Source organism: Microcoleus sp. FACHB-831 (assembly GCF_014695585.1).
Taxonomy (GTDB): domain Bacteria; phylum Cyanobacteriota; class Cyanobacteriia; order Cyanobacteriales; family FACHB-T130; genus FACHB-831.
Map to the genome: position 1 here is coordinate 35,125 of NZ_JACJON010000042.1, position 18,639 is coordinate 53,763.

Sequence of the window (18,639 nt, forward strand, 5' to 3'; positions counted from 1 at the left end):
TCATGGTTCATGGCAATGAGCAATGAACCATGAATCTTCTGTTAGAAACTAAATTGAGTTCGCAAGTTACCCACATAAATACCGGGATTGTTGCTAAAGTTGTTCGCGTAGCAGATAAAATAAAACTCTGGAACCATAGCAATGTTATTAGTCAGCGGATAAAAATAAGTTGCTTCAATTTTGTATTGACTGCCGCCATTCCCACCCCCAGCAACAAGGAACTTGCGGCCATTTAAAACATCAAACGGTATCAAAAATGATAGCGTTCCCATCGCTCTTTTTTACCCAAGTCAGGGAAGCCCAAGCCAAACTGTATTGATTGAGCATTAACATCGCCACTAGCTCGACCTAGAGTTTTGGGATCGACATGGGTAGTGCCGTAGGTATAGCGTCCAAAAACACCAAAGCGGCTGGAAATTAGCAAATCAAAATTAAACACAAAAGTATCAGACTGGGCAACCCTTAGTGAGCCACCAAAACCATCATCAGCTACTCCATAAATTGGCTCTCCAGTAGCACCGCCACTCGTTCCAAAAATTGGTTGAATAGTCGAACGGTAAGACATCCACAGGAGCGGCGCGATCTTGCGCTACAGTGGTTTGAATCTCGGTTTCATCGTGCTTTTCCCCCCTCTGGTAGGCTCAACGGTTCCTCTGATGCGCTGACAACAGCCGCGTCCTGCGGGGATCGCTGAATTTCATTGGCGGGCGATCGCACAAACTCTATTGCAGCACCCCAAACTGCCAGACACACCCATAAAGTTGTCGCACCTGTCCGCACAGCCTTCGAGGTAGTTGCAAGCTTAACCATAAATCCTTATACCGATACTTATAGCCCCTGGATGTTATCAACTACACCTTTTACTAGATGTAATTATGTCAACATTTCTTGACTGTCGGTTAACGTTTTGTCATCCAGCGATGACATTTTGCCTATAAATTGTCTGTTGAACCCACGCCTACAATCCCAAACAATATGGCCGATCGGATTCTCAAAGCCTCCTGTCAAACCGTGCATCTAGGCGGTTTTTCCCATAAGCTAGAACCAGCATTGATAATTGACTCAGGCGATCGCATTGATGTTGAAACATACACTGGTTTCTATATCTATGACAAAGCGCCCAAAGAATTCCTTACCCCAGAATTTCTTGATATTTGTCACCATCTACCACCAGAGCGTAAAGTAGGGCCGGGGGCGCATTTGCTAACAGGGCCAATTTACATCCGGGATGCAGAACCAGGAGATGTTTTAGAAGTAAAACTTGAGAGTATTTCCCCGCGTCTCTCAGTAGGATTTAATGCCATTCGTACTGGATGGGGCGCTTTACCGCAACAGTTTGCAGAACCAAGATTGCGCTTTATTCCATTAGATTTAGATAAACAAATTGCTGAATTTCCGACAGGAAGCGGCATTAATATTCCCTTACGCCCGTTTTTTGGTATTCTCGGAGTTGCCACGCCTGAAACAAACCGTTCTTCAATTCCCCCCGGCGGCTACGGCGGCAATATCGATAACAGAGAACTGCAAGCAGGATCGCGGATATTTTTGCCCGTTTTTGTTCCCGGAGCCTTATTTTCAATTGGTGACGGCCATTCAGCACAGGGAGATGGGGAAATTAATGTCACCGCCATTGAAACTTCGATGAACGGCACTATTGAAATAAAGTTGCGTAAGGATTTGAAACTGACAGCACCAATAGCTGAAACGCCAACTGATATTATCACAATGGGATTTGGCAAAACATTGGATGAGGCATTTGAATTTGCCCTCAAACAGATGATTGAGTGGCTAGAAAATTTTGCCAAATTGAGCGCAGAAGATGCCTATGTTTTGTGTAGTTTAGCAGTAAACTTTCGCATTACTCAAGTAGTGAACAGTCCTCAAAAAGGCGTTCATGGTATGCTACCCAAGTCAATCTTGCCTATGGCGATCGCGCTATGACGACCACAATTAACCTAATAATTTCAAAGTCAAACTTGATATGACACCCACCAGTTTATTGATTTTTGCTGCCGCTGGATTAGTTTCGGGAATCCTCGCTGGATTTTTAGGCATTGGTGGTGGAACTGTTCTCGTGCCGTTATTAGTAGCGTTGAAATACACTCCCGTGCAAGCAGTTGGCACAAGCAGCCTAGCAATTTTAATTACAGCAATTTCTGGCAGCGTGCAGAACTGGCGCATGGGTTTTTTCAGCTTCAAACGAGTACTTGCTATCGGCTTCCCTGCTGTAGTGACAGCGCAATTTGGTGCTTATTTAGCCAGCAATATTCGCCCCTATTACCTGTTAGGAGCGTTTGGGTTGCTGCTACTTTTAAACGTCTATTTGGTTGAACTACGCAAGCAGCTAACTGCTAAGAAGAAGGCACAAGAGGAGTATCTTGTAGAGACGCCCATTGAGGGCGTTTCGGAGCCAAAAATATCAGGATTAAAAGCAAATATTTCCAGAGTTGCCACAGGGGGTGCAGCTGGTATACTGGCAGGCTTATTTGGTGTTGGTGGCGGCGTAATTATGGTGCCGCTGCAAATACTATTGTTAGGAGAAACCATCAAAGTCGCGATCCAGACAAGTTTAGGCGTTATTGTTATTACAGCCATATCTGCTTCGGCGGGGCACGCTTTAAGAGGCAATGTTTTGTTATTGGAAGCGCTTCTCTTGGGAGGTGGTGGCTTGCTGGGAGCGCAGATTAGTACGCGGTTTCTGCCAAAATTGTCAGATGAAGTTATTAGTTTAGCCTTTCGCACCCTATTAGCAGTTCTATCAATTTATATTTTCTGGCAAGCATGGCAAAGCTACAACAGTTTCAATTTTAACCAGTAAAAGCTTTGGTTTTTATTGTTTATGGCTCGTTGGCTACACAAGATTTATATTAACGGAAAAAGCTCTTAGAACCGCTTACAAAGCCCCGGCTACGCCTTGAGCCACAATAGGCTAGGCAATAGAACGCTAACATCTCAATTAAGAAGTAAGAAAATGTCTATCGATATAAACTATCAAAAGTCGGATGCAAATTTTATCCCGATAGCAAGGTTGGGTCGCCGTACCTTGTAAGTTAGCGCATTATTTATTGTCGGTTTCTACCGCACCTAAACAAAGGGTAATAACCAATGAAATCCGAGCAACCTAGCCTGACACCTATCGTAGTCGGATTGATTTTACTGGCTGGTATAAATACACTCCCAGCTAAAGGCGATCGCCAACACAGAAAAGTTGAAGAATATAACGCTATCCAAGAAACAACTATTGTCAATCATCGCGTAGCTTTCGCGCAAAAAGGTAAACCCATAAATTCAGTCCAGCAAAATAATCAGCGTGCAGATAAAGATTATGCACTTGCACTATCTACGGCCAATCGTTTTTTATCTGCATGGCGAGATAGGGATGCAGATAAGGGGCTTCCTTTATTATCATCGCGTCTGAAAAAACAGCGATCGACTGATGAACTATTAAACTATATTTCTGGAACTTCTAATCCCTCCCATACAGCTTATGAAGTCGGAAGAGGACAACGACTTAAGGATGGGCGATATGCTTTTGAAGTAAAACTCTATGAATGCGTAACTTTCCCTAAAGAGTGTTTTAAGGGTGCATATAGTTCACGAATTGTTGTTGTTGAGGAAAGCAAAGGAAACGGTTACTGGTTGGTTGATGAACTGCCCAAAAAGTAAGAAGCTAATTATAATTTTGCGTAGCTGTTAAGTGCTGTAAAATATTGCTAACGCGCTAGCGAACATTAATGGATGAATAATATCAACTTTTTTACAGATTATTTATTAGCCAGCTTGCGTCTTTCAGTCCCCTTAGCATTTGCAGCCCTTGGCGGACTTTGGTCGGAACGTTCGGGAGTGCTGAATATTGGATTAGAGGGAATGTTATTAGCCGGGGCGTTTGCTAGCGCCGCTGGGGCATTTTTTAGTGGCAATGTTTGGGTGGGAATGTTGTTAGCGATCGCCGTCGGCGGAATAGTGGGAATACTTCATGCTTATCTGTGCGTAACTTTGCGAGTTGACCAATTAGTATCTGGGCTTGCCATCAATCTAACAGTTGCGGGATTAACTTCGTTCTGGTCGCGCATCTTATTTAACAGCGGTCAGGCGCAAACCTTACCAAGCATTAATACTATCGGCATTCCCTTCTTGCAAGACATACCAATTATAGGTTTTCTCATTTTCAAGCAAGACCCGTTGGTATACTTGTTATTCTTATTAGTTCCGCTGAGTACATATTTATTATTTCGCACCAGTTTGGGATTGTCGCTAAGGGCAGTTGGCGAATATCCCCGCGCCGCTGATACTGCCGGAGTTTCTGTCGCTTTAGTTCGCTATATTGCAGTTACGCTCAGTGGTTGTCTTGCCGCATTAGGAGGAGCTTATCTAAGTTTAGTTCATGTCAAATTCTTTGTAGAAGATATGAGTGCAGGCAAAGGTTTTATTGCGCTTGCTGCATTAATTTTTGGCAGATGGCATCCCGTCAGCACAGTTTTAGCTTGTTTATTATTCGGTGCTACAGAAGCTTTGCAACTAAGAATCCAAGCATTTAATCTGAATATTCCCTATCAATTTTTGGTGATGTTGCCTTATATTATTGCTCTGTTGGCGCTAGTAGGATTGGCGGGTAAATCGACACCACCCGCCGCGCTTGGCATTCCTTATATTCCAGAAAGCCGCGATAATTAAAAAACATCTTATCCAATCTCTTTTAGATTTTAGATTTTTTCTTTAATCTAAAATCTAAAAGTTATCTACTTGGTTCCGTACAAGCGATCGCCTGCATCCCCAAGTCCAGGCAAAATATAACCGTGTTCGTCCAAGCAATTGTCAATTGCAGCAGTGTAAATAGGTACATCCGGGTGCTGCTCGTGAAAATGTGCAATTCCCTCTGGTGCTGCTAGCAAGCATAAAACCTTTATTGACAAAGGACTAACTTCCTTAAGTCTGTCTATAGCTGCTACTGCTGAATTTCCAGTTGCAAGCATCGGATCGACAACCAAAACATCTCGATGTTCAATATCATGGGGAACCTTGAAATAATACTCAATTGCCACCTGGGTTGTAGGCTCGCGATATAAACCGATATGCCCCACTCTTGCTGAAGGAATTAGTTCTAAAATTCCATCCAAAATGCCCTGCCCCGCCCGCATAATCGAGATAATTACCATCTTCTTTTCTGCGGCAATCATAGGAGCTAACATTGTCGTGAGCGGTGTTTTAATTTCTTCATACTTAAGGGGCAAATCCCGCGTCACCTCATAGGCTAATAGCATTCCAATTTCTTTTAGCAAGTTGCGAAATTTCGCCGTACTGGTTTGTGTTTGCCGCATCAGTGTCAATTTATGCTGTATCAAAGGGTGGTCGATTACATTAACTTCAGCAGCCATATTTTGATTTGGTAATTTAGTAGGACGGGCACTGTCCACCAATTGATTTAAGTGGGGACAGTGCTACATTAATTTGCTCTAAAAAACTGTTCCATCACTCTGAATTTGTATCGGGGGAACTCCGCTTTGTCTTAATTCTGCGGCAATTCTTCGCCCAGCACTCCAAGTTCCTCCTTGTAAAACTTTGACAAGCGGTAATTCAGCGGGCGCGATGAATCGCCTATCTACCAAACTCAGCTTTTTTCTAATAGTTGCGGCAATTTTATCTAATAAGCTGACAGTTAGCGCCCGCCACTCTACAATTACCTCAGAATCAACTTGGTGAAGTTTATGCAATATATCGGGTTCTTTGACCTGTAGCAGCCCAATATCTAAACACAAACCACCATTACGATACTCTGGTAGCCCGGTAAGATCGTCTAATCCAGTAATTTCTAAATCGAGTTCTTGGAGTGGTTCTAAAAGAGAGTAAGTTAACCACTGGGAAAGTTTGTGAAACGGCACATAGCGATCGCTTTCGTTTTCTCCCCCTAAAGCTGAATGAATCCAAACATCCCCTAAGTTTACTCCAGCGATCGCTAATCGTCCCGGCCAAATTTCCCCTAATCCCTCTAATACTGCATTCAATACCGTACTGGCGGATAGTTGATTATTTCCCTTATCAAGCAAGTAATTAACTAGATTACCAGGACGCGGTTTTTCTGAGCCAAAAAAAGTGGCCTGTTGACTTAGCACTTGTCCCAAACGTTGTAGCAGCTTAAGACGCCCTTCCAGACCAACGAGGGGATTTGTTTCACTTACTTGAAAACCCTGTAATAATGCTTTTTCTGTTAAGTTTTGCAAGCCGAGGGCGTCTGCTTGTAATTGCGATTTCGGGTTACTAGAAAAAACGCCCTGACAAAACATTCGGAAACTGGCAACTGCTAACCCTTCAGAACGATGGAATACCTGTCCTGTTTCTTGTTCGTGATATTGCCAATCTGCACCCGCGCCAGCATCTAGCAGCACGCTGGTAATTGCTAAGTCAAACTTAACTTTAGCTTTTTCTAGGGGTGAAAATTCTGCCAAAATTACATCTAGTTCTGCAAGGCGCGAGACATTCCCAACCTCAAAATGTTGCCATCGACTGTGGAAGGGAATTTCTAGAGTAGGATAGTTATCGCGCATTATTTGGATGACATAATCAGCGCATTTATCTAGCTGGGTTAGATCGACTCGAAAGTTAGGGAGTTTGTCTTCGCAGCCTAAATTAAAGATGCGATCGCACCTCTCTCTAATCGCCGCCGGACTTCTCAAATACGCGATAGTTTCTGGTTGAAAATTGCTCATATTCTCGCTCCCTGGCAGAGCCAGGGAATGCATATTCAGAGGCTCTGCCTCACTTTATCTCGGTACTTGGGAGGCAGATCCTCTCTATAGACCTTCCCAGGCTCACCCTGGGAAGGATAATATTAGTCCAAGTTCCTTCCTTTAATTTCAGCAAGCGCGATCGCATCTGGCACTTCTCCTGGCGTGTAATAACCAGCAGCTTGCTTGGCGGCAATTTCTACCTGTGCATCTTCTGGAATCCAATCATCTGGAATTGCGATGCGCTGAACAACTTCAATTCCGGAATTTGTAATTGCGTTGTACTTCATATCGCTCATAGAAACTAATCTGTCAATACGAGTAATTCCTAGCCAATGCAACACATCAGGCATTAGTTCTTGAAAGCGCATATCTTGAACTCCCGCCACACATTCAGTACGGGCGAAATAGGCATCAGCGCGATCGCCTCCTTCCTGTCGTTTTCGCGCATTGTAAACTAGAAATTTCGTAACTTCGCCCAAGGCGCGGCCTTCTTTGCGGAAGTATACCATTACACCCGCGCCGCCCTCTTGTGCAGTTTGGACGCAAACTTCAATTCCATGCACTAGATAAGGGCGACAGGTGCAAATATCGGAACTAAAGACATCCGATCCGTTGCATTCATCGTGTACCCGCACGGCAAGAAGCTTGTTAGGGTCTGCGATCGCTTCTATATCTCCAATTAGATAAACTGTAATTCCACCAATCGGCGGTAAAAATACGTGTAAGTCTGGGCGCGTCACCAATTCCGGAAACATCCCACCAGTTTGTTGGAAAAGAATGCGCCGCAAATCGCTTTCTTTAACCTTAAGTCGCTGGGCAATTCCTGGCAGATACCAGACTGGATCTATGGCTACCTTAGTTACTACTAAACTGCCATTACTTTTCAATATCTTTCCATCAATTTGTAAGCGTCCCTTCGCTACTCCATCTTGCAGCTCTGGCATACTTATGTGAGCTTTTGTAATCGCAATCGTGGGGCGAATATCGTATCCCTGCTCCAAAAAAGATGTATAAACTTCACCTACTATTGCACCAAATGGATCGAGGGCAACAATTTTGCTAGGATCTGACCAACTGGGGTGCGGCCCGATATGAACAACAGGCGATGTATTTGTTAAGTCGGCGCGGTGATTTGCCTTTAGTGCGCCACTAGCGATCGCCAGTGCCCGATAAACTGCATAAGAGCCAGAGTGGGTACCAATTACATTGCGGTGAGTCTGGTTTGCTAATGTTCCAATAATCGGCCCCCGTTTAATTGGGTCGCTTCCTCCCCAATTTATTGGCACTGATTTTTTGCCATGTCTGCCGGGATGCGATGTCAAAACAATATGTTTGTGCTTAGATTCTGATGAAGACTTTTCCATACATTTTCTCACTTTACCGGGTTTAGGTTCGTAGAGGGATGTCTAGATGATTGGGGGAAATAAACTTAGATCATAGCAACTGAATTTTGTGTATTGGAATATCCTCAAAAGCAAAATCAATTTTCTGTTTCTATCTCTTTATTCAGTATCAGCGGCTACAATATTGAATTAAGATATAATTCTTAAATTGATTTGAAGGAAGTTTAACTTTAAATAAACCCGCTTTATCCCACCTTCCGGGTTGACATTAGCCTTTGCATATCCTTAGTTTTACATCGCCTTGCCAGTAATAGTAAGCCTTGCTTTATGAGTGGAATTTATCCCATGAATCGCCGCAAGTTCATCCAATACAGTTCGCTGACCCTTGGCAGTGGTATACTCGCCGCTTGTACCAGTAATAGCGCAAAGCCACCTGCATCCCAAAGTTCTTCAACTACGACTGAAGCTGGCAAACTCGATAAAGTCAGTTATGGGACTAACTGGTTTGCTCAAGCTGAACATGGCGGCTTCTATCAAGCAGTTGCGACGGGAATCTATCAACAATATGGGTTAGATGTCACGATAAAAGTGGGTGGCCCTCAAGTCAATGGCACTCAGTTGTTGATGGGAAATGCTGTTGATTTCTTTATGGGTTACGGTGCTGATGCCATCAAAGCAATAGAAGAAGGTATTCCTAAAATTACAGTAGCGGCAATCTTCCAAAAAGACCCGCAAGTGCTAATTACTCATCCTGGAGCGGGGAATGACAACCTAGAGAGACTCAAAGGTAAACCAATTCTAATTTCAGCCGCAGCCAACACAACATTCTGGCCATTCCTCAAGGCAAAATATGGTTTTACAGACGACCAAAAGCGCCCTTATAACTTTAATCCTGCTCCCTTTATTGCCGATAAAAATTCAGCCCAACAGGGATATGTGACTTCTGAACCTTTAGCAGTTCAAAAGCAGGGGGGGTTCAATCCGATAATCCATTTATTAGCTGACAATGGTTATACTCCCTATTCAACAACAATTGAGACTAAAAGAGAACTTGTTGAGAAAAATCCTGATTTAGTGCAGCGTTTTGTTGATGCATCTATCAAAGGTTGGTACAGCTATTTAGAAAACCCCGCCCCTGGAAATGAACTAATTAGAAAAGATAACCCGCAAATGAACGATGAGCAACTTGCTTTTAGTTTGGTAAACCTCAAAAAGTACGGCATTATCATCTCTGGTGATGCCGAACAGCAAGGAATTGGAGCTATGACAGACGATCGCTGGAGATATTTCTTTGAGGGGATGGCAAAAGCTGGAGTTTTTAAACCAGGCACTAAATACCAAGATGCTTTCACTTTAAAGTTTGTCAATAAGGGGGTACAAGCTTATAAGAGCTAAATCTAATTAATTCATATCATTTTGAGCGCTTTTGTAGAGATACAACGCATTGCGTCTTGCAACAACCTTATAGTAGAGCGATCGCCAGACACTCAGCCTCGCAGGTTCCATCGATCTAAAATAAATAGCCGCTTTTTTGTGCTGTTGAGTATGCAAGCGTACCCTTAAGATAGATACAAATAATCCCAAATCTAAAATTAATATGAATCCCTGCCCTGCAATTACCCTAAGTCATGTAAGCAAAGCTTACTCTAATGGAACTGTAGCCTTGCAAGACATGAATTTAACTATCGCCGAAAGTCAATTTGTTAGTCTTGTTGGTCCTTCTGGGTGCGGTAAAAGCACGGCATTGCGGATTATGGCTGGACTGGGAAAAATGAGTTCTGGCACTATTGAATGGGGCGAACATGAACCCCAACGCGAATTAGCATTCGTTTTTCAAGAAGCAGCACTAATGCCTTGGGCTAATGTATTTGATAACGTGCGTTTGCCCTTAAAGTTGGCTGGTGTATCTAAGCAAAAGTCTCGTGCTGCGGTGCAAGAGGCCATCTATTTAGTGGGGCTGAATGGGTTTGAAAAATCATATCCTCGCGAACTATCTGGCGGGATGAAGATGCGGGTTTCTATTGCTAGGGCATTAGTAACTCAGCCAAAAATATTGCTGATGGATGAACCTTTTGGCGCTTTGGATGAGATGACGCGCAGTAAATTGAACAGCGATTTACTCGCATTGTGGCAAGAAAAACGCTGGACTGTTGTGTTTGTCACTCACAATATTTATGAAGCTGTGTATTTGTCGAATCGGGTAGTTGTGATGGCGGCGCGTCCTGGCCGAGTGGTGGCTGATGTGAAAATTGATGCAGCTTACCCCCGCACTGAAGAATTCCGCACTTCAAAATTGTGTAATGAATATTGTCGAGAAGTTTCTGCCCGTTTAACAGAAACTATCTCTGATTTGTCTCGTTCCTCGGCTCTGCCTGGAAATGCCCTTCATGAGGCTCCAGCCTCCATAACGAGAGGCTCTTCCTCTCTATAGGTGTTCCCAACCTGGAGCATTGAAACGATAAATTTGAATGCCATAATTTGCCGTTATAAAAAACACTGATACTCACTTAAAAATATGACAAAAATTATAGAGCGCAATGGATCTTTAGCCCAGCAAAAGATGGTTAATTTACTCAATAAGTTAATATCAATTGATTTCATCGCCCCCGCTATAGTTGGTATAGTGGTGTTATTAGTATGGGCGATTTTTGTGCGGGTTACTGGTGTACCTCCGTATATTCTTCCTGGCCCTTGGCTGGTGTTAAAAACGCTAATTAGTGAGTGGAATGAGCTGTTTCCATCACTGATGATTACTTTGCAAATTACAATGGCGGCTTTTGTTGCGGCTGTTGTTTCGGGATTGTTGGTGTCTATCTTGTTTACTCAAAGTAAGTGGATAGAACGCAGTTTGTTTCCTTATGCGGTAATATTGCAGACAACGCCAATTGTAGCGATCGCTCCTCTCATTATCATCTGGCTGAAAAACAATACCTTCGCCGCTTTAGTCGTTTGCGCCTGGCTTGTAGCATTTTTTCCCATTGTCTCTAATACGACGTTAGGACTCAATAGCATTGACCACAACTTAGCTAATGTATTTCAACTCTACAGAGCATCCCGCTGGCAAACTTTGCTTTATCTCCGCTTACCAAGCGCCTTACCCTATTTCTTGGGTGGTTTGCGAATTAGCGGCGGCTTGGCGTTGATTGGTGCGGTTGTGGCTGAATTTGTAGCGGGTACTGGGGGAGCTAAGTCGGGAATTGCCTACCAAATATTGATGTCTAGCTACAATTTGCAAATTCCCCGAATGTTTGCAGCTTTAATTATGACTACAAGCTTGGGAATTATCATCTTTATTGTGTTAACTATTCTGTCTGATTTCCTGTTAAGCAACTGGCATGAAAGCGCTGTCCAACGGGAAAATTAAGCTATATATATAATTTTTAATATAGTAGACCCATTAATATAGCAGACCTTTAATTTATCTACATCATCCGTTTGACAGAAATAATTTGATACATATTTTTGTCAATTAATCCAGTTAATCCAAGATAGATAATCTTGGTGAAAAATGTTCATGTTGCACCAAACCATAGGTAGAGGGCAGGCCAAGTAAGAAGAAGTTAAATTATGTAAAGTTGTTTTTTAATAATTTTATGCTTCTTACCTCGAAACCAGTAAAAGAGATCTTTTGTTGCCCAGAAGAATCTAATTTTTATTCACATTCACTAGAAAGTTTAGTTTTAAATAATTGCACTCGTTCGGATGTTGTAGTTGAGTTTGGTTCAGGAGATGGAAGCCCAGTAATTAATTCATTAACAAGAACCAAATTTGATGGTGTAATACATGGATTTGATTTAAGCAAGGAAGCTTGTCAAGTTGCTAATTCAAAAATAAAAGAATCTAAATTAAGTAGTAAATATATAATCCATAATTCATCTTTTTTTGACGCTTCTAAACCGGATGCTGACTATCTGATATCAAACCCACCCTATCTTCCAGCATGGGATAACGATCTTTATCAACCACTGTTACATGGCGGTGTAGATGGCAATGCAATTTCCAAGCAGCTTTTATCCTTAGATTATGAAAATGTAATGCTGATGGTATCTAGCTATTGCGATCCCAAGGGGATGATTAGTTATGCAAAAGCTAAAGGATACTACGTTCCTAGTTTTGTAGTTTCCCCACTAGAGTTTGGCTATTATAGCTCTGAACCAAAAGTTAAAAAACGCATCGAAGAACTGCGAAAAGAAAATAGGGCATTTTATTCTAAAAACATCTATCTATTAGCAGGGGTTGTGTTTAAGAAGCGGCATAGCTTAATGATAGATTTGTCTGAAGATCTAGCTAAAATAATGACATCGTTGTGAGAGGTGGAACATAAGTATCCTGAAGGCAAAACGGATAAAAAGCAGGATAGTTAGATGTTGTTCTTTTTAACGAAGGGTATTTTATCTTGGAATCCGCGAATGGCGCTTTGCTCAAGTATTTACCTATCGATGCAACTAGGGTAGATTCGGTTGAGGTAAAGCTGCCATTAAATACTGGTTAGACATATATTCCAACGAACCTTTGTTTGCCAACCATTCACGAACTGTGTAGATGCTCCAAGATTTTAAAAAATTGTACGAGAAGGAAGAAAATTATATGCAGAGCAACGTTTTTAGTTTACCAAGAATTTCGTCTGAGGCAAAAAATAAGCCAAACTATACTGAGGCGGAGCAGGAATTTATACAACTGCTCGATATGGAGGATCTAGATAAGAAGGTTCAGGCAGATCCAACCATAGCGGCTAATTTTGAAAGCGCGATCGCAGCCGCAATTGAGGAAGCTTACGAGTCAGGTGCTGGGGATGCAGAAGCACACCGATTTTTACAGCGGATACTTTATCGCATTAATCGGCTAAAGCTATTTTGGTATGACGATTTGCGGCATTATACAAACGAGCGATCGCTTTATTTGCAAACCGTTTTAGTCAAAATTGAGGAAGCTTGGCAACAGTGGGAATTCTCTCAAGTTGACGTGGAAGCACTTCAAAAATTATATGTTAAGGAAGCATTAAAAGAACGCGCTGCCGCAGATCTCGATCCTGCTTTGTCTGCTGATAGTCGCTACTTGCAAGAGGAAATGACTGAAGCTGGCTACCGCCGAGTGTTGGCGATTGGTTCTTTTGATGGTTTAGTTGAAGGAAGTCGCCTTTCGCGCATTTTGGGTGGTGCTGCTAATGAGGTGCAGGCAACGCTAACAAAGGTGTTGCTTGAAGAGTACGGTAACGGTCGTTTAACTCGCAAGCATTCTACTTATTTTGCTCAAATGCTTGATGAGTTTGGGATGAATACGGAACCAGAGGCGTACTTTGATATAGTGCCTTGGGAAGTGCTGGCTTGTGCTAATCATAATTTCATGCTGACGGAGTGGAAGCGTCATTATTTGCGCTACAACGGCGGATTAGCGTATTTTGAAATAGCAGGCCCTGCGGCTTACAGAAATTATCTAGCGGCGGCGCAGCGGTTGGGGTTATCGCAGGCGGCGATGGGTTATTGGGAGTTGCATATTAGGGAAGACGAACGGCACGGACAGTGGATGTTGGATGATGTAGCTTTGCCACTGGCGGATATGTATCCGGATCGTGCGTGGGAATTGGTGCTGGGATATGACCAAGAGAAGTTGATGGGCGATCGCGCTGGTGCTGCTATTGTGCTGTCGGCGAAAGAGGCAGAACGGGAAGCGTTGGAGGCGATCGCGGCACGTTGAGCGAGACTCTCGCCCTAAGTTTAGATCCTTCTACATTTAAGCCCGAAAAACCCGTAATTGGGGGGTCTCCCCCCAAACCCCCCGTTGGGGGACGGGGTGCGTCCCCCAAGCCCCCTCCACATTAAAGTTGTGCCCCCGTTGAGGCTTTGGGGGTCGCGTTGCTTGGGATAGAAGTTGCGATCGCTCTATACCCCTAAAGAAGGCTTGTGCTTACGCATATATCTAGAAAGAACGAGCTTATACTATTTGGGTTTAGGATTGTGGGGTTGAAGTAGAGACGCTTCCAAAATCTAAAATCCAAAATCCAAAATGCTATTAGCGGGCTTTTATAAAAACTACGCCGCTAAAATTGCTGAAATTGAGTTAAGGGTGGGTAAGTCTTAAACAATGTTATAGTTTGGTGCAATATGAGTGAAAATGGACGATCGCTACGATGCAATCAGTTGATTGGGACGCCATTGTTACTGCTTTAGCCGGGGTCGAAGTCATCACCGACGCTACTCAAGTCGCCAAACTTTCGCAAGACTATCATACTTTCAGCCCCGTTCTGGTTCCCCTCCTGAGTGGGAAAACTGGGGACTTGGTTGCTCGTCCTGCTACTGAGGAGCAAGTAATACAGGTTGCAAAAACCTGCGTTAAGTATAAAGTGCCGCTTACGGTGCGTGGTGCGGGAACTGGAAATTACGGCCAGTGCGTGCCTTTGCATGGTGGGGTTATTTTGGATACCACGCGATTGAATGCAATTCGCTGGGTGAAGCCAGGTTTAGCGTGCGTTCAAGCAGGGGTGAAACTGGCGGCGCTGGATAAACAAGCGCGGGAGATTGGTTGGGAAATGCGGATGGCTCCTTCAACTTATCGCACGGCGACAATTGGGGGATTTATTGGTGGAGGGAGTGGTGGAATTGGTTCGATTACTTACGGACAATTGCGCGATCGCGGCAATCTTCACGCCCTCCGAGTTATTACTATGGAAGACGAACCGCGTGTTATTGAATTGCGCGGCGATGATGTCCATAAGGTGAATCATGCGTGGGGCGTAAATGGCATCATCACGGAATTAGAAATTCCTTTGGGGCCAGCTTATCCTTGGGCAGAATTAATTGTTGCCTTTAATGATTTTATGGCAGCGGCTAAGTTTGGTCAAGCATTGGGGGATGCTGATGGATTAATTAAGAAGTTAATCTGCATTTGTGCATCTCCAATTCCTTCTTACTTTGCTGCTTTTAAGAATCAGATTCCTGAAGATCGTCCCTGTGCTTTATTAATGATAGCGGAATCCTGTTTAGAACCATTACAGGGATTAATTTCACAGTACGGCGGCAGTATTTGTTATCAAAAATCCGCCCAAGAAGCCAGCAAAGGCACGTCTTTAGCGGAATTTACTTGGAATCATACGACTTTACACGCTCGTAATGTAGATCCATCGCTGACTTATTTGCAAACTCTGTTTCCAAATGATAAGGATTTAAAGCTAGTCGAGCATATGTATCATCATTTTAGGGATGAAGTGATGATGCACCTGGAATTTATTAGGGTGAATGGTGCAGCAATTCCAGCAGCATTGCAACTCGTTCGCTACACAACAGAAGAGCGTCTTAACGAGATTATGCGCTATCACGAAGACCAAGGCGCGTTTATTGCTAATCCTCACACTTATATTATTGAAGATGGAGGACGCAAGCATATGGACCCGCAGCAAGTGCAATTTAAGGAAATGGTCGATCCTTATGGGCTGATGAATCCGGGTAAGATGAAAACTTTGGTAAAAAGTAAGGCACAATGATGCACAGTTTTATTCCCCCAGAACGGTTTTTTCCTTATCTAACTTGGACTGATATCCAAGCGATGCCAGATAAGGAAAATGTGGTAATTATTCAGCCTGTGGGTGCAATTGAACAACATGGCCCGCATTTGCCTATAATTGTAGATTCGGCTATTGGTGTGGGTGTTATTGGCAAGGCTTTAGCCAAGCTAGATGCGAATGTACCAGCATACGTCTTGCCGCCTTTGTATTACGGGAAATCTAACGAGCATTGGCATTTTCCGGGTACAATTAGTTTAAGCGTGCCGACGCTTTTGGCAGTTTTAACTGAAACGGCTGAGAGTATTTATCGGGCTGGTTTTCGCAAATTCGTGTTGATGAATTCGCACGGTGGGCAACCGCAGGTAATGGAAATTGTCGCGCGGGATTTGCGCCAGAAGTATGATGATTTTGTGGTATTTCCGTTGTTTACTTGGCGGGTTCCTCACATTGCCAAGGAATTGATTGCGCCAAAAGAAATGGAATTGGGTATCCATGCTGGCGATGCAGAAACGAGTATCATGCTATCGCTTTTGCCGGAACAAGTGAAGATGGAAAAAGCTGTTGCGGAATATCCGCAAGGTTTGCCGGAAGATAGTCTTTTGAGTATGGAAGGTAAGTTACCGTTTGCGTGGTTGACGCGAGATTTATCTCAGAGTGGCGTTATTGGCGATCCAACGGTGGCGACTAAAGAAAAGGGCGATCGCTTGTTAGAATCTGTCTCCGATGGTTGGGTTCAAGTCATCAAAGATATCTACAAATTCCGTCAGCCTCAAGCTTGGAAGCCGTGAAACTTATCATTTTTAAGTTAGTATAAGTTTATGAAGGCTGTCGAATTCCTATTCAGGTTCTAAAAAATGGATATTTCAGATGACCGCAAAAGGCGAATAATGGAGCATCTCGGCAGAACTAAACCTAGCAATCAACCGAGTGCGCCAGCTAATTCAGAGCAACGCAACCAGCAGATTAGGGATCATGTAAAGAGAACGAGAAAGTAGGATAAATTATCTTCCAATTAGTCGGGCGAAGCTAATAAGGAAACATGGGCGCTAACGATGCGCCAACCCTGTTCGGTTCGCATCCAAGTTTGGCTTTGTCGTCCAGTTTTATTAGAGGTTTTGCGCTGAAATTCTGTCGTGGCTGTGGCGAAATCTCTGCCGTAAGTAGTGATAACTGTATTAATAAGAATTCTATCTAAATTAACAGGCGATCGCTGGCTGCGAAAAGCAGCTATTTCATCATAACCATACAGATTTTCAGTGACTCCAAACCGCACCGTCTGCGGGCTGTTCCAAAATAGTTCGTCAAGTACGGCGACATCGTTGCTAATCAAAGCTTTTTCGTAACGCTGAAAGGCTGCTGTTACTTCAGCTACTACTTCGGGAATGTTGATATCCATTAAAAACTTCCGATTGTTAGGGTTAATCTCGGATTTTGAAACGCAGATAATGCGGAGTAATGCAGATATTTAACTTCTCTTAGCTTCCCTCGTTCAGGTGAAGCCTGGGAACGAGGGAAGTCGGGGAGCAAAAAGTAGTAAGGTGGCCAGCGCCAACCTAAGAGTAACCTTTAGCGGCTCGTTCTGGCAATCCCATCACGCTTCGGTAGTGGGATTCAATTTCGCTAATTGATTTAGATTGCCGCTTTGTAACCCACTGACTGCGCTCAAACAATTCTTTTTTCAAATCATCTACGTTAATGGTTGTTACGTTACCATTGGCAACAATTTGTTTCCCATTCACCCAAGCGCTATCTACTGCCTGAGTGGGGCGTCCCCATATTAGCAAACCAATGGGATCTGTTCGGGGTAGAAGGGATAAATTAGTAAGGTCGTAAAGTACCAAATCTGCTTTTTTACCTACAGTCAGCGAACCAAGTTCATCGCCGAGGTTTAATCCCTTCGCGCCGCCTAAAGCTGCCATTTCTACAGATTCGCGGGGCGAAATCCATTGGTGGTAATCTAAATCTGTGACGTTGTGTAAAATTGAGCCGATTTTAATTGCTTCTAGTAAGTCTTGCGAGTCGTTGCTAGAAGCGCCATCGCATCCAAAAGAGACGTTTACTCCAGCTTGACGATATTTCAAAATAGGCGCAATGCCGCTTCCTAAGCGCAGGTTGCTGAGGGGATTGTGTACTACGGTTGATTGAGTTTCGGCTAAGATGGCGATATCGTCATCGTTTAACCAGACGCAGTGGGCTAAAGAAGTTTTGGAACTGAGATAATTTATGCGCTTTAGGTGTTCGACGGCGCTACAACCGTATTTTTCTTGCGCTAGCAACTGTTGAGCTTTGGTTTCTAGTAAGTGGGAATGGCGACAAATATTGTAGCGATCGCTCAATTCTATGCATCCTTCAAACAAAGCATCGCTGCACAGTTGAATCCCCGTTGGTGCAACTAGGAAATATATCCCCTCTTCTGGGTTGTGAAATTTGTCAATAGCTTCCTGCATCAGTTGTAAAGATGCAGCAGTTGAGCGAAGATACGCTTTGTGTTCCCTTTCTGTACCAGCGGAGGGAATGCCAGCATTGAGAGATTCATCTTGAATCAGCGGTGCAATAAAAGCGCGGATTCCTATTTCTTTGTAGCCGCGAACAGCAGCTTCAATGGTTTCTAGTTCTTTACCCGGAATTAAAACTAAGTGATCGACAACGCTTGTACCCCCTGAAAGTAAAGTTTCTACTGCCGTGCCTAAAGCACTGATATATACCTGTTCTGGTTCGAGGGGTGCAAATTCGTAAAGTTCCGCCAGCCACAATTCTAGAGGAACAGGGGGAATAATACCCCGCTGCCACATCTCGGAAGAGTGGGTGTGCGCGTTGAAGAAACCGGGGAGTAGAAGTTTGTTCGTACCATCGACGGCTGTACCGACGACATCTAGATTGGGTGCAATGGCGCTAATGTGCGAGTCTGCAATTTGCACATCGACAGTGCCGTAACCGTCATCAACCGGAACTAAAACTTGCTGAAGGGTAAAACTCACAAATTTGACCTTTTACTTAAAAATTACAGAACTCTATCAGTCTTGGTGGTAAATAGTGGTATTCAAGACATCATGTTGATTTCTCTAATTCACAA

At 43.5% G+C, this 18,639-nt stretch carries 19 protein-coding genes; 11 read left to right on the forward strand and 8 right to left on the reverse strand.

Translation table 11 applies throughout. From position 1 onward, the window contains the following. Nucleotides 1-41: 41 nt before the first annotated feature. Genes H6F77_RS28700 through H6F77_RS11610 form a run of 3 tightly spaced genes read right to left on the reverse strand, consistent with a single transcriptional unit; the run spans nt 42 to nt 810 of the window. Nucleotides 42-272 (reverse strand): carbohydrate porin, encoded by a 231-nt coding sequence (locus H6F77_RS28700; protein ID WP_309228835.1) that lies wholly within the window; start codon nt 270-272, stop codon nt 42-44. Beyond that, nucleotides 251-565, reverse strand: a complete 315-nt coding sequence (locus tag H6F77_RS28705; protein ID WP_309228836.1) for a hypothetical protein — start codon at nt 563-565, stop codon at nt 251-253. The genes H6F77_RS28700 and H6F77_RS28705 overlap by 22 nt, the downstream gene beginning before the upstream one ends. A 47-nt stretch (nt 566-612) precedes the next feature. Beyond that, on the reverse strand, nt 613-810 hold the full coding sequence (locus H6F77_RS11610) for a hypothetical protein (RefSeq protein ID WP_190488591.1): 198 nt from the start codon (nt 808-810) through the stop codon (nt 613-615). A 165-nt stretch (nt 811-975) separates the two neighbouring features. On the opposite strand from H6F77_RS11610, the gene H6F77_RS11615 reads away from it, so the two are divergent. The 4 genes from H6F77_RS11615 to H6F77_RS11630 all read left to right on the forward strand — a co-directional run bounded on the left by H6F77_RS11615 (nt 976) and on the right by H6F77_RS11630 (nt 4,674). Next, nucleotides 976-1,941: an acetamidase/formamidase family protein gene (locus H6F77_RS11615; protein WP_190488593.1), complete on the forward strand. Its 966-nt coding sequence runs from the start codon at nt 976-978 to the stop codon at nt 1,939-1,941. 40 nt (nt 1,942-1,981) lie between these two features. Then, nucleotides 1,982-2,818, forward strand: a complete 837-nt coding sequence (locus H6F77_RS11620; RefSeq protein ID WP_190488595.1) for a sulfite exporter TauE/SafE family protein — start codon at nt 1,982-1,984, stop codon at nt 2,816-2,818. A 287-nt stretch (nt 2,819-3,105) separates the two neighbouring features. Continuing rightward, complete coding sequence (locus H6F77_RS11625; RefSeq protein WP_190488597.1) at nt 3,106-3,666, forward strand: hypothetical protein; 561 nt, start codon at nt 3,106-3,108, stop codon at nt 3,664-3,666. Between the two features lie 72 nt (nt 3,667-3,738). After that, nucleotides 3,739-4,674, forward strand: a complete 936-nt coding sequence (locus tag H6F77_RS11630; RefSeq protein WP_190488599.1) for an ABC transporter permease — start codon at nt 3,739-3,741, stop codon at nt 4,672-4,674. Nucleotides 4,675-4,739: 65 nt separating this feature from the next. Here the strand turns inward: H6F77_RS11630 and upp are convergent, their stop codons facing one another. From upp to H6F77_RS11645, 3 genes are all read right to left on the reverse strand, one after another. Continuing rightward, on the reverse strand, nt 4,740-5,375 hold the full coding sequence (upp, locus tag H6F77_RS11635; protein ID WP_190488600.1) for a uracil phosphoribosyltransferase: 636 nt from the start codon (nt 5,373-5,375) through the stop codon (nt 4,740-4,742). 78 nt (nt 5,376-5,453) lie between these two features. Then, nucleotides 5,454-6,704 carry a URC4/urg3 family protein gene (locus H6F77_RS11640; protein ID WP_190488602.1) on the reverse strand — a complete coding sequence of 417 codons (1,251 nt, stop codon included), beginning with the start codon at nt 6,702-6,704 and terminating at the stop codon, nt 5,454-5,456. 122 nt (nt 6,705-6,826) lie between these two features. After that, nucleotides 6,827-8,089 carry a GTP cyclohydrolase II gene (locus H6F77_RS11645; RefSeq protein ID WP_190488604.1) on the reverse strand — a complete coding sequence of 421 codons (1,263 nt, stop codon included), beginning with the start codon at nt 8,087-8,089 and terminating at the stop codon, nt 6,827-6,829. 306 nt (nt 8,090-8,395) lie between these two features. Between H6F77_RS11645 and H6F77_RS11650 the strand changes: the two genes are divergently transcribed. From H6F77_RS11650 to H6F77_RS11680, 7 genes are all read left to right on the forward strand, one after another. Then, nucleotides 8,396-9,463 (forward strand): ABC transporter substrate-binding protein, encoded by a 1,068-nt coding sequence (locus H6F77_RS11650; RefSeq protein ID WP_190488606.1) that lies wholly within the window; start codon nt 8,396-8,398, stop codon nt 9,461-9,463. A gap of 202 nt (nt 9,464-9,665) precedes the next feature. Next, nucleotides 9,666-10,499 (forward strand): ABC transporter ATP-binding protein, encoded by an 834-nt coding sequence (locus H6F77_RS11655; protein WP_190488610.1) that lies wholly within the window; start codon nt 9,666-9,668, stop codon nt 10,497-10,499. 84 nt (nt 10,500-10,583) lie between these two features. Beyond that, entirely contained in the window at nt 10,584-11,432 is an 849-nt protein-coding gene (locus tag H6F77_RS11660; protein WP_190488612.1) for an ABC transporter permease, read from the forward strand. Between the two features lie 211 nt (nt 11,433-11,643). Next, nucleotides 11,644-12,378, forward strand: a complete 735-nt coding sequence (locus tag H6F77_RS11665; RefSeq protein WP_309228837.1) for a methyltransferase — start codon at nt 11,644-11,646, stop codon at nt 12,376-12,378. 277 nt (nt 12,379-12,655) lie between these two features. Beyond that, nucleotides 12,656-13,762: an iron-containing redox enzyme family protein gene (locus H6F77_RS11670; RefSeq protein ID WP_190488616.1), complete on the forward strand. Its 1,107-nt coding sequence runs from the start codon at nt 12,656-12,658 to the stop codon at nt 13,760-13,762. A gap of 433 nt (nt 13,763-14,195) precedes the next feature. Then, complete coding sequence (locus H6F77_RS11675; RefSeq protein ID WP_190488618.1) at nt 14,196-15,545, forward strand: FAD-binding oxidoreductase; 1,350 nt, start codon at nt 14,196-14,198, stop codon at nt 15,543-15,545. Next, nucleotides 15,545-16,354, forward strand: a complete 810-nt coding sequence (locus H6F77_RS11680; RefSeq protein WP_190488693.1) for a creatininase family protein — start codon at nt 15,545-15,547, stop codon at nt 16,352-16,354. Before H6F77_RS11675 ends, H6F77_RS11680 begins: the two co-directional genes overlap by 1 nt. Nucleotides 16,355-16,578: 224 nt before the next feature. Here H6F77_RS11680 and hpxZ read toward each other — a convergent pair whose 3' ends face one another. Together hpxZ and H6F77_RS11690 are read right to left on the reverse strand one after the other, a co-directional pair. Then, complete coding sequence (gene hpxZ, locus H6F77_RS11685) at nt 16,579-16,962, reverse strand: oxalurate catabolism protein HpxZ (protein ID WP_190488620.1); 384 nt, start codon at nt 16,960-16,962, stop codon at nt 16,579-16,581. A 157-nt stretch (nt 16,963-17,119) separates the two neighbouring features. Further along, on the reverse strand, nt 17,120-18,544 hold the full coding sequence (locus tag H6F77_RS11690) for an amidohydrolase (RefSeq protein ID WP_190488622.1): 1,425 nt from the start codon (nt 18,542-18,544) through the stop codon (nt 17,120-17,122). Nucleotides 18,545-18,639: the final 95 nt, after the last annotated feature.